At 33.1% G+C, this 15,582-nt stretch carries 15 protein-coding genes; 13 read left to right on the forward strand and 2 right to left on the reverse strand.

Annotated features, from left to right (window positions below; translation table 11 throughout):
• Nucleotides 1-549 precede the first annotated feature (549 nt).
• Nucleotides 550-741, reverse strand: a complete 192-nt coding sequence (locus tag ACWV26_RS03650; protein ID WP_455897020.1) for a YkvS family protein — start codon at nucleotides 739-741, stop codon at nucleotides 550-552.
• Between the two features lie 124 nt (nucleotides 742-865).
• On the opposite strand from ACWV26_RS03650, the gene ACWV26_RS03655 reads away from it, so the two are divergent.
• The 5 genes from ACWV26_RS03655 to ACWV26_RS03675 all read left to right on the forward strand — a co-directional run bounded on the left by ACWV26_RS03655 (nucleotide 866) and on the right by ACWV26_RS03675 (nucleotide 4,989).
• Nucleotides 866-1,054, forward strand: a complete 189-nt coding sequence (locus ACWV26_RS03655) for a hypothetical protein (protein WP_455897021.1) — start codon at nucleotides 866-868, stop codon at nucleotides 1,052-1,054.
• 91 nt (nucleotides 1,055-1,145) lie between these two features.
• A complete protein-coding gene (locus ACWV26_RS03660) occupies nucleotides 1,146-1,340 on the forward strand; it encodes an aspartyl-phosphate phosphatase Spo0E family protein (RefSeq protein WP_455897022.1) in 195 nt (64 codons plus the stop codon).
• Nucleotides 1,341-1,637: 297 nt separating this feature from the next.
• Entirely contained in the window at nucleotides 1,638-2,513 is an 876-nt protein-coding gene (locus ACWV26_RS03665) for an NAD(P)-dependent oxidoreductase (RefSeq protein WP_455897023.1), read from the forward strand.
• 169 nt (nucleotides 2,514-2,682) lie between these two features.
• Nucleotides 2,683-3,996, forward strand: a complete 1,314-nt coding sequence (locus tag ACWV26_RS03670) for an MFS transporter (RefSeq protein ID WP_455897024.1) — start codon at nucleotides 2,683-2,685, stop codon at nucleotides 3,994-3,996.
• A gap of 69 nt (nucleotides 3,997-4,065) precedes the next feature.
• Nucleotides 4,066-4,989: a chemotaxis protein gene (locus ACWV26_RS03675; RefSeq protein ID WP_455897025.1), complete on the forward strand. Its 924-nt coding sequence runs from the start codon at nucleotides 4,066-4,068 to the stop codon at nucleotides 4,987-4,989.
• 278 nt (nucleotides 4,990-5,267) lie between these two features.
• Here the strand turns inward: ACWV26_RS03675 and ACWV26_RS03680 are convergent, their stop codons facing one another.
• Nucleotides 5,268-5,738: a YkyB family protein gene (locus ACWV26_RS03680; protein ID WP_455897026.1), complete on the reverse strand. Its 471-nt coding sequence runs from the start codon at nucleotides 5,736-5,738 to the stop codon at nucleotides 5,268-5,270.
• A gap of 141 nt (nucleotides 5,739-5,879) precedes the next feature.
• On the opposite strand from ACWV26_RS03680, the gene ACWV26_RS03685 reads away from it, so the two are divergent.
• The 8 genes from ACWV26_RS03685 (at nucleotide 5,880) to ACWV26_RS03720 (ending at nucleotide 15,558) form a co-directional block, all read left to right on the forward strand.
• On the forward strand, nucleotides 5,880-7,415 hold the full coding sequence (locus tag ACWV26_RS03685) for a Ppx/GppA phosphatase family protein (protein ID WP_455897027.1): 1,536 nt from the start codon (nucleotides 5,880-5,882) through the stop codon (nucleotides 7,413-7,415).
• Nucleotides 7,416-9,530, forward strand: coding sequence for an RNA degradosome polyphosphate kinase (locus ACWV26_RS03690; RefSeq protein WP_455897028.1), 2,115 nt, complete (start codon nucleotides 7,416-7,418; stop codon nucleotides 9,528-9,530). It abuts the gene before it with no gap.
• A 121-nt stretch (nucleotides 9,531-9,651) separates the two neighbouring features.
• Nucleotides 9,652-11,661 (forward strand): EAL domain-containing protein, encoded by a 2,010-nt coding sequence (locus tag ACWV26_RS03695; RefSeq protein WP_455897029.1) that lies wholly within the window; start codon nucleotides 9,652-9,654, stop codon nucleotides 11,659-11,661.
• A 142-nt stretch (nucleotides 11,662-11,803) separates the two neighbouring features.
• Nucleotides 11,804-12,040 carry a hypothetical protein gene (locus tag ACWV26_RS03700; protein ID WP_455897030.1) on the forward strand — a complete coding sequence of 79 codons (237 nt, stop codon included), beginning with the start codon at nucleotides 11,804-11,806 and terminating at the stop codon, nucleotides 12,038-12,040.
• 148 nt (nucleotides 12,041-12,188) lie between these two features.
• A complete protein-coding gene (gene cbpB, locus ACWV26_RS03705) occupies nucleotides 12,189-12,626 on the forward strand; it encodes a cyclic-di-AMP-binding protein CbpB (protein ID WP_455897031.1) in 438 nt (145 codons plus the stop codon).
• A 120-nt stretch (nucleotides 12,627-12,746) separates the two neighbouring features.
• On the forward strand, nucleotides 12,747-13,643 hold the full coding sequence (locus ACWV26_RS03710) for a LysR family transcriptional regulator (RefSeq protein WP_455897032.1): 897 nt from the start codon (nucleotides 12,747-12,749) through the stop codon (nucleotides 13,641-13,643).
• A 62-nt stretch (nucleotides 13,644-13,705) separates the two neighbouring features.
• Nucleotides 13,706-14,419, forward strand: coding sequence for a 2,3,4,5-tetrahydropyridine-2,6-dicarboxylate N-acetyltransferase (gene dapD / locus ACWV26_RS03715; protein ID WP_455897033.1), 714 nt, complete (start codon nucleotides 13,706-13,708; stop codon nucleotides 14,417-14,419).
• A gap of 14 nt (nucleotides 14,420-14,433) precedes the next feature.
• Nucleotides 14,434-15,558: an N-acetyldiaminopimelate deacetylase gene (locus ACWV26_RS03720; RefSeq protein WP_455897034.1), complete on the forward strand. Its 1,125-nt coding sequence runs from the start codon at nucleotides 14,434-14,436 to the stop codon at nucleotides 15,556-15,558.
• Nucleotides 15,559-15,582 lie beyond the last annotated feature (24 nt).

Genomic DNA, 15,582 nt, shown 5'->3' on the forward strand with positions numbered 1-15,582 from the left:
TAAGCATATTATAAAGAAAACGCTATGCAATAATTTTAATCATTGAATCAACTTTTTAATTCAAAGACTTGATAAAAATCAAAAAATAAATAAAAATTGTTATATGTCTATTAACATCTAAGATGTGGAAGAGATGACTGCTCATAGGAAGTACTAAACCCACATGAGGAATTTTTAGTAAAAATATTATTTAAAGGATTTTACCCTACTTACTAATTTTGTGCCTTCAGTAAAAGACAGTGTAGATTCTATAGAAATCGAAAGCTGGGTTTGAATGGCCTAATCTTTCCTAAGAGCTATAACGTTAAATAAAACCGTATAATACTTGAACACTATATTAGTGAAGCGAACTATTGAAATGCTCTTTAAAAAATAATCGTTTTAACTACATAAAATGCAGATGAAATGGATTTTAAATAAAAAAATATAGCCATTCTCCAATATAGAGAATGGCTACCAGCGAAATATGAAAAACATTTAAGCTTAGAGTCATGATCATAAGTTGTTAAAATTTGTTATGGAATATGTAGTACAAGAAAGTTTTTCTCGCTATTTTTCAGCAACATTTGCCAATATTTTATAGCGTTTATGGTTTACTACTGTTCTCTCTTCCATATCTAGTTGGTTGAAGTTTTCCATGTAAGTAAGGTTAACAATTACTGAGTTTTCATTGACTTTTTCTACAATTCCTTGTAGACCATCGCCAAATTCAATGACATTACCAATTTCTGCTATTTTCATGAAAATCATCCCCTCTTTCTACTAATACTTTACAGTTTGCCTTAATTTTGCCCTTACGTAAAGTAATAACTGTAGAGATTTTAGATTTATTTTATAAACAATATACGAAAAGGAAGTTATTACTATGAATGATTATAAAAATAAACTAGAAGACTTAAAAAACGGAGACATAAAGGAAATAAAAGTTGATAAGAATGAATTTTATGCTTTAAGAGAAGCGTTAGTTGAAAGAGAGGATTTTAAGCATTTTAAAGGGATTGCACAACAAGGTGGAAATATTGTCTATGTGTATTTAGAAGAAGCAAGAAGTTGATTTGTCGAATTTTGTCGGAAATTTCTTTTCCAAATATGTGGGAATAATAGTATAATAATGAACATGAATTTTGCTGAAAGGAGGATGGTGTATGTCTGAATCCATCTTGAGAAAGTTGGAAAGAACTAGGGAGAAAATGATACGCTCTGGAATTGAGAACGGTTTTTCAAATGTTGAGACCATCCGCTTAAGTAAAAAGCTTGACCAATTGTTAAATACGTATCAATTACAAAATTCATCAGAGATGAATGATTATTCTATAAAGTTGGATTTAATGAAGCATTAACTCTTAACTGATGAGTCAATCAGTTTTAATAATTTTTTCAAAATGATGTTTAAAAATTATAAATGGTGGAATATTAATAAAGAACACAGCAACAATCTCATTTCCCCCTTTATTTGGCAGATACCTTTTGTATCTGCTCTTTTTTTGCATTAACGAGCAGTAGGCTCCCACCTCAAGTCTTTAGAGAAATCGAAGAAGTATAGGTAGGAGCTAACGTTCCTTTATGTATTGTAAAAAAGTCTGTTACAATATGGATAAACATTCTTAATAACCAAAAATTTAGAGGAGGTATTAATAGTGACTAGTAAAAAGTCGATAGGTTTTATTGGAACAGGGGTAATGGGTACAAGTATTGTTAAACACTTTTTAAAAAATCAATATGACGTACATATTTATACTCGCACAAAGGCTAAGGCAGAACCGCTAATTAATTTAGGAGCAATATGGCATAATACTCCTGGTGAGGCTTCTAAGGAATCGGAAATCGTATTTACGATGGTTGGTTATCCAACAGATGTAGAAGAAGTATATTTTGATAATGATGGTATTTTTGCAAACAGTAAAAATGGCACAATTGTTGTGGATATGACAACGTCAAAACCTACACTGGCAAAAAGGATTGATGAGCATGCAAAAACTTTGCAAATGTATTCTTTAGATGCTCCAGTCTCGGGTGGAGACGTAGGTGCAAAGAATGGCACATTATCCATAATGGTTGGAGGGGAAAAGGCTGTTTTTGAGCAGGTGTTGCCGTTATTTGAATTATTCGGTGATAACATTGTTTATCAAGGTGGTGCAGGGGCAGGGCAACATACGAAAATGTGTAACCAAATTGCCATTGCAACAAATATGATTGGCGTCTGTGAAGCTTTGGCATATGGCATGAAAGCCGGGTTAGATATTGATACTGTTCTTAAGTCTATTTCTGCAGGAGCAGCTGGTTCTTGGTCATTAAGTAACCTTGCTCCGCGTATGATTAAAGGAGATAAAGAACCAGGCTTTTATATCAAACATTTTATTAAGGATATGCGTATTGCATTAGAAGAAGCTGAATTAATGGGAATCAATTTACCAGGTCTTAAACTTGCTAAACAGATGTATGTAGAATTATCTGAACATGGCTATGACGATAATGGAACACAAGCATTAATCGATTTGTATAATAAACACTAAGGTGAAGCCTCAATAAGATGAAACAAAAATGAGTTGATCAAATATTACGTTTGAACAACTCATTTTTTGTTATAAAATTGTAAATTTTTGTTATAGAATTGTAAATTTTAATTGAAATTTATGAAATGAAAAATAATTTATGAAATAATATTTTAACGGAGGTAGAGCATTGGAGAAACAGTTCGGTAATTCAAAAGTACGTAGATCACTTACTTTATATCTCTCTTTACCCATATTATCTTGGGCATTGTATGATTTTGCCAATACGATATTTTCATCCAATATTAACACGATATTCTTTCCTTTTTACATGGATGAAACATTAGGTTCAAATGAAGTAAAGCAACAGATCGCAAGTACATTTATTTCCTATGCTAACGCCATTTCGGGTTTTTTCTTAGTTATATTTTCACCACTCTTTGGAGTATGGATTGATCGTACAGGATTAAAAAAGAGATTTATCGTATGGTTTGCGCTAATTTCAATTCTTTTTACATTTCTAATGGGAGTATTTAGTTCGGTTGAATTTGGAACTTCTCATGCTGGTATTCCAATTAGTTTGTTTTATGTCGTCGTTAGTTTTGTTATAGCAAAATTCTTTTTCAATTCTAGTTTAGTATTTTATGATGCGATGATGCCTGATTTAGGAACAAAAGAGGAAATGCCACTGATTTCTGGCTTTGGTGTAGCGGTGGGCTATTTGGGTACGTTATTTGGATTACTTGTTTATCTTTACGTTGGAAATTCAAATTTCCACAAGGCTTTCATTCCAACTGCCGTACTCTATTTATTATTTTCATTGCCATTATTCTTTATCAATAAAGATCAGCCTATATCAAAAGAGGAACGAAGGAAATTTTTCTTTTTAGAAGGATATCGAGAAATCATTGCAACCTTTAAAGACATGAAACAATATAAAGCAATTTTCACTTTCATGATTGCTTACTTCTTTATAAATGATGCCATTGCAACGACCATTGCGATGATGGCAGTTTACGCTACAGCTATTGTAGGATTTACTTCGAATGAATTTATATTGCTATATTTAGTATCAACCGTTGCAACAATTATTGGCTCTTTAGCATTTGGTTATATTACAAAGAAAATTGGAGCCAAACGTGCAATAACCTGTGTTTCCATATTAATGATTATTGCATTAATTATAGCCGTTCTTGCAGTAGCTCCATGGATGTTCTGGATTGCAGGAAGTATGTTTGGAATTTCTCTTGGGTCGATGTGGGTTACTTCACGGACATTTATTATAGAAATGTCGCCTAAAGAAAAACGAGGACAATTTTTTGGATTATTCGCCTTCTCAGGAAAAGTATCATCAATTATTGGTCCAGCTATCTATGGAACAGTTACTTTATTACTAAGAGATTATGGTACGATTGCAAGTCGATTTGCCCTCTCGTCGCTAATTATAATGACGATAATTGGTTTGATTATACATTTGAGAGTTCGTCCAAATGTCACAAATTAAAGTAAATGCAATTTTGCTTGTATGATACAATAGACTTAGTATAAAGTGGCTTTTCAGGAGGCGAAACTAATGTATGAAAATAAAGGTATTTTATTAGAAAGTGGAACAAATGAACTTGAAATTGTTGAATTCGAAATCGATTCTAACAAATTTGGTATTAATGTAATTAAAGTGAAGGAAATTATCCAACCTACTCCATTGACCTTCATTCCACATGCTCATCCATATATTGAAGGCATTATTCAATTGCGGGGGGAAGTATTACCTGTAGTTGATATGAAAAAAGTATTAGGGTTAGCAAATACTCCTTACCAAAATCAACAAAAATATATCGTTGCAGAATTTAATAGACAAAAGGTAGTATTTCATGTTGATAATGTAACGAAAATTCATCGCATAACATGGGAATTAATTGAGAAGCCATCAGATATGTATCAAGGTAGTAATTCACAAGTAATTGGTGTCATTAAGCAAGATGACTTAATGTTACTACTATTAGATTTTGAAAAAATAATGGTGGATATTAATCCGGAATCTGGTATTAATGTAGCATCTGTAAGAAAACTCGGAAATCGAGAACGATCAGAAAAGAAAATTATTATTGTCGAAGACTCTCCACTATTGCGTAAACTGTTACATGATACCATGGCAGAAGCAGGGTATGTAAATGTTGAGCTATTTGAAAATGGTAAAGACGCATTAGAATATCTTTTGAGTATTGTAGATCAAACAGATGATATAAGTGATTTTGTTCAATTGATGGTAACAGATATTGAAATGCCTCAGATGGATGGACATCACTTAACAAAACAAGTGAAATCACATCCAATTTTAAAAAAATTACCAGTCATTATTTTTTCAAGTCTGATAACGGATGATTTACGTCATAAAGGTGAAGAGGTTGGAGCGGAAAGTCAAATTAGTAAACCGGAAATTGCTGAGCTAATTTTGAAAGTTGATGAACTAGTTTTATCCCGCAATAACGGGCGGTAAGCCTCAACCACAGGGTTTTAGAAATTTGAAGAGGCAGAGGATGAGATAACTGCCCGTAAATGCCCGATTGGTGAGATACAGTGAAACTTACCGAAGCGTTAGCAGAGGTTTAGTTGAACCAATCGGGTGGCCAACTAAAAACGCCACGACAATCGCAACGTTGGCACTAGTACATCCTGTACGTCGGAAAACCCTACTGATTGAAGTTTCACTTTATAAGAATAATAAAAAACCGGATATCTATTTAGTGAGATTCCGGTTTTTATCTAAAAAATGCATTAATGTCCATAAAAATAGCTGCTTGTTTTATAGTATTCATTTTTCTTCATTTGATCGTGAATTTTCCTTGGTGTTAAACGATTAGTATGAGCAACTTGCTTTGGATATGTTAATTCAAGGAAATCATTTAAGATACCTTTAGCAACATTGAGACTCATTTTTCTTCGAGGATTACGATAGGATTCATCAAGACTACCTAAATGGGGTAAGTGTTTAAAATCCTCTTTCTTTGGTAATGTGTGAAAATAATAATCACCGCATTTAATCACTACAGCAGATTGCTGCTGACTAAAACGAGGTTTATTGACAAAATGTAAACCAATTTTCGTAGCACGACCCGAACAAATCATTTTCTCGAGAGCTAGGCGTTTTAATGTGTAAAGTGGTCGATTATCGAGGGCAGTTTTTGCATGTTTGTTAACTGTATAAATAGCAGTTGCTATTTCTCCATCTTTATGTTGAGTACTCATAAAAACCTACCTTTCATAGAAATTAATTTTTACTTTAAGATATGAAGGAAAATTCTGACCATTCAATCTATAATATATTATAATACCAATATTATAATTCATTGTATATAGTAAGTGGACAAATCAAGAGGAAGTGACTAAATGCATTTTAAAACTGCAATTATTGATATCGGGTCTAATACGATAAGACTAGTTTTGTATAAATATACCCAAAAACAAGGGTTAAAGGAAATAGAAAATATCAAAGTAGTTGCACGTTTACGTAACTATATTTTATCTACTGGAGAATTGTCAGAAGAAGGAATTCTAAAACTACAAAATACTTTAGTCGCTTTTAATGATCTGTTAAATGACTATGGAATATTTGATATTCTAGCAACAGCTACTGCATCTATTCGCCAAGCTACAAATGGGCAAGAAATATTAGAAAAGATGAAAAAGGAAATTGGTATCGATATTCAGTTATTATCTGAGGAGCAAGAGGCATATTACGGTTATTTGGCAGTGACTCACACATTAGCTACCCCATCAGCGGTAACGATTGATATGGGTGGTGGAAGTACTGAAATTACATATTTTAAAGATAAAGAATTAATCTATTCCTATAGTTTTCCATTTGGGTCTGTTTCACTAAAACAACAATTTATGAATAGTAACACGTTATTAGCTGAAGAGCGTCAAAAAATCTATCAATTTGCGCGAGAGCAGTTTTCATCTTTGAAGTGGTTAAAGAATCTTCACCTACCTGTTATCGGTATCGGAGGTAGCGCGCGTAATATTGCCAGAATGGATCAGCGGAAAAAGGGCTATCCAATTTCCGGAATACACCAATATAAAATGTCAAAACTAGATTTTGATGCAATTCGTATAGAAATTGCAGAGTTAAGTTTTGAAGAGTTGAAAAATTTAGACGGTTTATCTAGCGACCGAGCAGATATTATTGCACCAGTTTTAGAAGTTTTTCAGGCGTTAATGGATGTTGTAGGAAGTCCTATCTTTCAATTTAGCAGAAAAGGGCTTAGAGAGGGTCTAGTGATTGAAAGAATACTTAAGGAAAATCCAAATGCTTTTGACAAACAACATGTTTTTGAAGCTAACGTAAATACGATAGCTCAAGAGTTTGGAAAATCAGAAGAACATAATCAGTATTTTATCGAGTTGTGTGAAAAAATATATCGTGAGTTTTGCAAAAATGGTGTATTGCAATATAAGTATGAAGAATTAGACATGATGATGCAAGCAGCAAAGTTATTTAATTTGGGTGAATATTTAGAAGCGGATGCAGCAAGTCAACATACATTCTACCTTCTATCAAATCGTTCAATAGACGGGTTAAGCCATAAAGATCGAATAAGATTAGCTTTGTTATCCTCTTATAAAAACAAAGACGATTTTAAAAGATATACTGAGCCGTTTCTTACATGGTTTTCAAAAGAAGAGTTAAAACAAATTCAGATAATTGGTGCTGTACTAAAGTTCACATATGCACTCGATGCATCAAAACGTAAAATAGTAGATGACATAAAGTTGGAGCCGAATGGACAAAATATGGACATTCAAATTTACACTAAAGGAAATGCATTAGCAGAAAAGTATAGAGTTAACCGTCAAAAAAAACATATAGAAAAGTTATTTCCAGGAACGGTTACTTTACACTTCTTTGAAAAGGATGGATAGATGATGGTAGCTACAAAAAATATTTTAAGTGAAATTGCAAAACCACAGTATTATAACAATCGAGAATTAAGCTGGTTGGCATTTAATGAACGCGTACTTCAAGAAGCTGAAGATAAAAATAACCCGCTTTTAGAACGATTGAGATTTTTAGCTATCGTTAGTTCTAATTTAGACGAATTTTTTATGGTAAGGGTTGCAGGGCTACAAGATCAAATAAGGGCTGGATACCATAAGCCAGAAAATAAAGCGGGTTTGACACCCAAGGAACAATTGACCCGAATAGCAGAAGATACACAATTACTTGTTAAACGTCAAAATGAAGTATATAAGGAATTAGTATTGAAACAACTTCCAAAAGAAAAAGTCTTTCTGCAAAAAACAAGATCGATTAATGAAGAACAAAAGAAATTCTTAAATGAATACTTTGAGGATATTATTTTTCCAGTATTGACACCCGTAGCAGTAGATGCGTACAGACCATTTCCTACTTTGCTAAGTAAAACGATGAACATTTTTGTACTCCTTGAACATGATGAAGCAGAACCAGAATTTCGTGAAAAAATAGCAATTGTACAAGTTCCATCTGTATTGGAGCGTTTTATAAAAATTCCATCTAAAGACGATGAAATTCGTGGCGTGTTATTAGAGGATGTCATTACTGCTAATATTGATAAATTATTTTTGGGTTATAAAGTAAAGTCTAGCCAAGTTTTCAGATTGACACGTAATGCAGATTTAACTCTTCATGAAGAGGGAGCACGAGATCTTCTTGTTGAAATTGAAAAAGAACTGAAAAAAAGAAAATGGGGTGCGGTTAGTCGCATTGAAATCAGTGCAGGTGAAATGGATCAATTCGTCTTACAATACCTTTTAAACACATTAGATGATTGGGAAGCAGATATATATAGTTTTGATTCCCCTCTAGATTTAACATTCTTATTCTCATTCTGCAACGAAGTTGCTAAGGGTAGGGAGTATTTAGAATATGAAAGTTTTATTCCTCAGGCTCCGCAGGATTTAGCTTCTGAAGAAGATATTTTCGAGAAGGCTTTAACCCAAGATATTTTCTTCCATCATCCATATGAATCATTTGTACCAATTGTTGATTTTGTAACTGAAGCAGCAGAAGATCCTTCTGTCCTTGCAATAAAACAGACTTTATATCGAGTAAGCGGTAACTCACCAGTGATTAAAGCATTAAAGCAAGCTGCAGAAAATGGAAAACAAGTTACCGTTCTTGTGGAATTAAAAGCAAGATTCGATGAAGAAAATAATGTACATTGGGCTAAAGAATTAGAACAAGCAGGTTGCTTAGTTATTTATGGAATGCATAATGTAAAAACACATTCGAAAATTACATTGGTTGTTCGAAAACGCCAAGGAAGAATTGAACGATTTGTTCATTTAGGTACTGGAAACTACAATGATGCAACTGCAAAAGTTTATACAGATATGGGCATCATTACAACAAATAAGAAAATTGGTATTGATGCAACAAACTTTTTTAATTATTTAAGTGGATATACTCAAAAACCTAATTTTAACCATTTAGTTGTTTCGCCCTACGATATTCGTGATGAATTTATTAAACTGATTGACGAAGAAATTGTATGTCAAAAGAAATATGGTAATGGCCACATTTATGCAAAGATGAACTCATTAACTGATAAAGAATTAATCATGAAAATGTATGAAGCATCCATTGCAGGGGTGAAGATAGATTTAATTATACGTGGTATTTGTTGTTTACGACCAGGTGTGTCAGGAATAAGTGATAATATTACAGTCACAAGTATTGTAGGAAGATTCTTAGAGCATTCACGCGTTTACTGGTTTGCTCATAACGGTGAGAATAAAGTGTATCTTTCCTCAGCAGACATGATGACGCGAAATATGGTAAAACGTGTAGAAATTTTATTTCCTATTTTCAATACAGACATTAAAAAACGTATTATGAAAATTGTGGAAACTGAAATTTGTGACAATGTAAAAGCACGTGTTCAGGGTTCAGATAGCATTTATCATTATAAAGAAAAAAAAGAATCTGATCCTTCAATTAATAGCCAAGAAATTTTCTTAAAAGAGGCATTCCGCGAATTGGCAGATGAAGAATAGTAGAGTAAATCAATAACGAATTTTCATAAAATTTTCAATTAATTTACTTTGTTATTGTATTCAATTTATTCGAAATCTATTAGAATAGTCATATAGTATATGTTTTCGTTGGAGGCAGTACATGAAAAAGACAACTTTAGACCTGATGCCTTTACGGGGAATTGAGAAGTACTACAGTGGATTCGAACAAAACTCCCTATTTTTTTTAATTCATCGTCTAGGAGATCAATTCAATATTATTTTTACAAATGATTATTGCCAAAAGAAATTTGGACATTTACACAAAGACGTTCAATTAGCGGAACACTATTTGCCGACAACTATTTGGTCGGTATTAAAACCTATGTTATTAAACCCAATATCTGATGTGATGATGGAAAGTATTGATTCAAATAAGCAAATCAGCGTGAATGTAGGAAAAGATGAATTTGATTCTTACTATTTTTGTAAGATAGTGAATCACCTTCATGATAGTGAATTCATAACTTTATTTGAAGAAAATTTAGACCCAATACTAATAATTGATTATAATAGTACAATCCTAAATAGCAACCAAGCAGCAAAAGCAAAATTTGGTTACATGGATGAATCAACGATTGGAAAGTCAATATATGAATTCACAACATTTTTTTCGAAAGACAATTTGCGTAAGTTGGTGGAAGAAACGCTTTTTCTAAAGTGCCCTGCTGAATTATCTGATTGTGGTATGAGAACAATAGAAGGAAAAACAATAGTTACATATATAAAAAGTGTCCCAATTATTGCAGAACAATCGGATGGTAATGTTTTACTCATATTACGTGATATTATTCCTGAAAGTGAAAAACTCATTAACTATTCTTACTTGTCATATCTTGATCAATTGACAGGATTAGGGAATAACAAAGCATTGAATGAACATTTTCTAGAAGTAATACAAGCAGCAAAAGAGAAAAAACAATTGGTAGCTGTCCTATCAATTGATTTAGATCGTTTTAAAAAAGTCAATGAAACATATGGTTCTACAATAGGGGACAATATTATAAGAGAAGCATCGAATCGTCTTTCTCAAATAACAAATGAAAATACCCATCTTTATAGAATAAATGGAGATCATTTTATTTTTATTGTCCAGGATGAAACTATAAAAGGAATTCAATCGATTGCCATGACTGCAATTGAAAAAATAAAAAAAACATTCATCGTTGCAGAATTAGAATTATCTATAACAGCATCTATTGGAATCTCCATTTATCCAAGTGAAGGGAAGAAACTTGAAGAATTGATCAGAAAGTCAAATCAAGCACTTTCTTATGTAAAAGAAAGAGGTCGTTCAGGATATCGCTTTTATCAAAATAATATGGAGGATCAATTCCGTAATACTGCACTTATAGAAGGGCATTTATGCAATGCAATAAATAAAAATGAATTAATGGTATATTATCAACCACAAATTGATTTAGAAACTGAAAAAATAACAAGCTTTGAAGCATTGCTTAGATGGCAAAATCCTAAATTTGGATTTGTCCCACCAAGTACTTTTATTCCAATTGCAGAGGATTCAGGATTAATAATAGAAATTGGTGATTGGGTATTAGAACAGGCCTGTAAACAACTATATGAATGGAAAAAACAAGGGATTTCTAATATTAGAGTAGCTGTGAATATTTCACCAAAGCAATTTAGAGAGGATAAATTTTCTTCTAAAATTTTCCGGTATTTAAAGGAATATGATATAAAACCAGAATTACTGGAGTTGGAAATTACTGAGAGTTCAATGACAGACGCTGAAGATACCATGACTATACTAAAACAGTTAAAAAGTATGGGGCTAATTATTTCTATTGATGATTTTGGAACAGGATATTCTTCATTGAGTTATATAAAAAGATATCCCATCGATATCATTAAAATTGATCAATCATTTATAAGAGATATGGATACAGATGAAAAAGACCGCGCCATTGCAAAAACAATTATTCACCTGGCACATAGTCTAGGATTAGATGTAATTGCTGAAGGCGTTGAAAAGGACGAGCATGTTGGTTTTTTAAAAGATCATCATTGTAAAAAAGCACAAGGCTTTTTATTTAGTAAACCATTACCAATCTGTGAATTAATGGAGAAAATACCAATGACAATGCTCACATAAATTGTACTTAAAATGATTTTTAGACTGTAGGTAAACTAAAAATAAGTTTACCTACAGTCTTTTTTATTTTCTTTGTATATGTAGTGTGAATACACGTGAACTTCCTGAGCCATAATATGATAAAAAGAAAGAGGGGATTTCTATGGGTGTATGGACTTGGCCATTAATTTTCGTCATTGTATTGATTAGTTTAGCTTCATTAGTATGGACAATGCGAGTTGCAAAAAGACAAGAAATACAAAGTGGAGCACATGATGAAGTCTATTCCAAAACAGTTGAAAATAATCCAACCATGTTGAATCCAATTATCTGGATGTATGGAATTGCTGGACTCTTTATAGGTTTAGTTATGATTTATTATATTTTATTGTATAGATAAAATCTAAGTGTACATGGCAACTTTTGATGAAAAGTGAGGGAAATGAAAATGCTTTCACGTACAATAATGGAAAACTTTGAATAGTCTATGGTAAGATGGAATTGTAGTTTTTGTTCAATTTTGAACAAGTGAAGGGGTAGAATATACTATGATTTCTATGACTAGCAGAGATTTTCTTGAAATGCCGATTACTGATTTGATTATATCTTCAGAAAAAGTTGCACATGTACAATTAGGAAATAATGCAGAGCATGCCTTACTTGTCCTCACAAAAACCGGTTATTCCTCTATTCCCGTACTCGATGCGCAATATCGCTTACATGGTTTACTAAGTATGCGCATGATTACAGAATCTATATTAGGACTCGACCATATTGAATTCGAAAAATTAGACAGCATTAAAGTAAATGATATTATGGAAGCAAATGTAGCTACGCTTAATATCAATGACAATTTTAAAAAAGCACTCGATCTCGTGATTAATCATGCTTTTTTATGTGTTGTAGATGATGAAGAAAAATTTGTTGGTATTATGACAAGACGTGTAATCCTTAAACAATTAAAAAAACATATCTATCAAGGTTAATTCTAAAATTTAAGATTGAAAGAAAAAGGGTCCATTTTTAATTTGGACCTTTTTTTCTTTTTATAAAAACGTAAAACTCGTCTATAATTATTCATGTATATAGAAAAGGAGGTACTTTGAATGACAACTACAGAGGCTCAAATCATCAAAGTTCTTTCTGAAGAAGGAAATATGCGAAAGGCTGCAGAACGGTTATTTCTGTCACAACCAGCATTATCCCAACGTCTACAGTCAATTGAAAAAGATTGGGGAGCGCAACTTTTTATTCGGTCACAAAAAGGATTAACCGCTACTCCAGCTGGAGAACTTGTTATTCAATATGCAATTGAGATGATAACAAAAAAAGAAGATATATACGAAATTATCCAATCGTCAAATTCTAAAGTCCATGGTACTTTAAAAATTGCTTGTGCATCTATCGTTGGTCATACATGGTTGCCAAAAGTGTTAAAAGATTATGTGACGCAATATCCAGAAGCGAAAATTTCACTCATCACAGGCTGGAGTTCTGAAATTATAAAAGCACTATATGATGGTGAAGCGCATGTTGGAATCGTACGTGGTCATATTGATTGGAAGGGTGTAAAGCAACATCTTTTTAGAGATACTTTATACTTAGTTGATAAAGAGATTACATCAATTGAAGATGTTTTTAATACGGATAGACCATTCATTCAATTTAAAAGTGATTCAAATTACTATCAAGAAATTCAACAATGGTGGCAACGACATTTTTCATCGAAACCTAGACATCTAATTACTGTCGATCAAATTGAAACCTGTAAACAAATGGCGTTAAATGGAATTGGTTATGCGATTTTGCCATCTATTACGTTAAGTGGACACGAAAAGGTTAATAAAATTCCATTAACGAATGATGAAGAAGAATTCGAGTTAACAAGAGATACTTGGTTAGTTGGGTATGAATCTTCATTTGAGCTAAGACAAGTAGCGGCATTTGTAGAACTTGTGAAAAAACGTGCAGAATGCTTGTATGATTATTCCAAAAATAAATGAAATTTTGTTATTTTTCATGTTACAATAGGGGCATATTGCATATTTATAGGAGGAATTGTCGAATGCAAAAATTAAACGCGCAAGAAATCATTTCATATTTAGCAAATGCTAAAAAAGCTACACCTGTGAAAGTTTATGTTAAGGGGAATAATGTATCTACCTTAGCATTTGGAGAAGGCAGCAAAGTTTTTGGAGAAGGCAATTCTGTAGTAGTATTTGGAGAATGGGCAGAAATCCAAAAAGCATTAGAAGACAATAAGGATCTTATTGAAGATTACGTTGTTGAAAATGATCGTCGTAATTCAGCAGTACCAACATTAGATCTTAAAGGTATCAATGCACGTATTGAACCAGGCGCAATCATTCGTGACCAAGTAACGATTGGTGATAATGCTGTTATTATGATGGGCAGTGTAATCAATATCGGTGCTGAAATCGGAGATCGTACAATGATCGATATGAATGCGGTATTAGGCGGACGAGCTACAGTTGGTAAAGATTGCCATATCGGTGCTGGTGCAGTTCTTGCTGGCGTTATTGAGCCACCAAGTGCAGATCCAGTAGTAGTAGAAGATAATGTTTTGATTGGTGCGAATGCAGTAGTTCTAGAAGGTTGTCGTATCGGAAAAGGTGCTGTTGTTGCAGCAGGCGCAATGGTAACAAAAGACGTACCACCTTATACTGTTGTAGTTGGAGCACCAGCTAGAGTCATCAAAGAAATCGATGAAAAAACAAAATCTAAAACAGAAATTATGCAAGACCTTCGTCAATTATAAGAGGTGTTGATACGTTGAAGTCTTTATTAGAGATAAGAAGGGATTTGCACAAAATCCCTGAAATTGGGTTTCAAGAGAAAAAGACACATCAATATTTATTAAATGTGATCGAGGAATTGTGGAAGCCGTATTTCAAAATTGATACGTGGAAAACAGGGATTATTGTTACCATTACAGGGTTAAATCCAAGCCTAAAATTAGGCTGGCGTTCAGACATTGATGCATTGCCAATTACAGAGAATACTGGTTTGCCTTATGCTTCAGAACATCCAGGATTCATGCATGCTTGTGGGCATGATTTCCATATGACAATAGCGCTTGGTTTGGTAGAAGCATTTTCAAAACAGCAACCTGAAAATACAATCATTATTTATTTCCAACCTGCTGAAGAGGGCCCTGGTGGTGCAAAACCAATGCTTGAATGGATGCAACAAGAACGTCCAGATCTATTACCAGACTATATCTTTGCGATGCATATTGCTCCGGAATACCCTGTTGGAACAGTCGCAACAAGAGCAGGTATGCTTTTTGCAAACACTTCAGAACTCTTTATTGATCTACATGGTGTAGGTGGGCATGCTGCGTATCCTCATAATACAAAGGATATGACAGTAGCAGCGGCTAATTTAATGATACAGCTTCAAACCATTATTAGTCGTAATCTTAACCCGCTTGATAGTGGTGTCATTACAATTGGTAAAATGACTTCAGGCTATGTGCAAAATGTCATTGCAGAAAATGCTCGATTAGAAGGCACAATCCGAACTATGTCTGCAGAATCAATGGCTCTAATCAAAAAGCGTATAGAAGCATTATGTAAGGCAACTGAAATTGCTTACGAATGCAAAGTAGAGATTGATTATGGCTCATCGTACTATCAAGTATATAATCAAGAACAATGTGCAAATGCGTTACTGACTTTCGCACAAGAAATGCCTGGAGTAGAAGCTTATGAGTGCCCACCAGCAATGACGGGTGAAGACTTTGGTTTCTTTTTAAAGGAAATTCCAGGAGCAATGTTCTGGGGTGGTGCAAATACTGAATTTGGATTACATCATGCATCAATTCAACCAGATGAGGATTTGATTGATGTAAATGTTCGTTTTGTTGAGCAATTTTTGCGAAAGATAACGTTATAATTGAATGACTTAGTTAGTAAAATT

This window comes from Rummeliibacillus sp. JY-2-4R, from assembly GCF_053847205.1.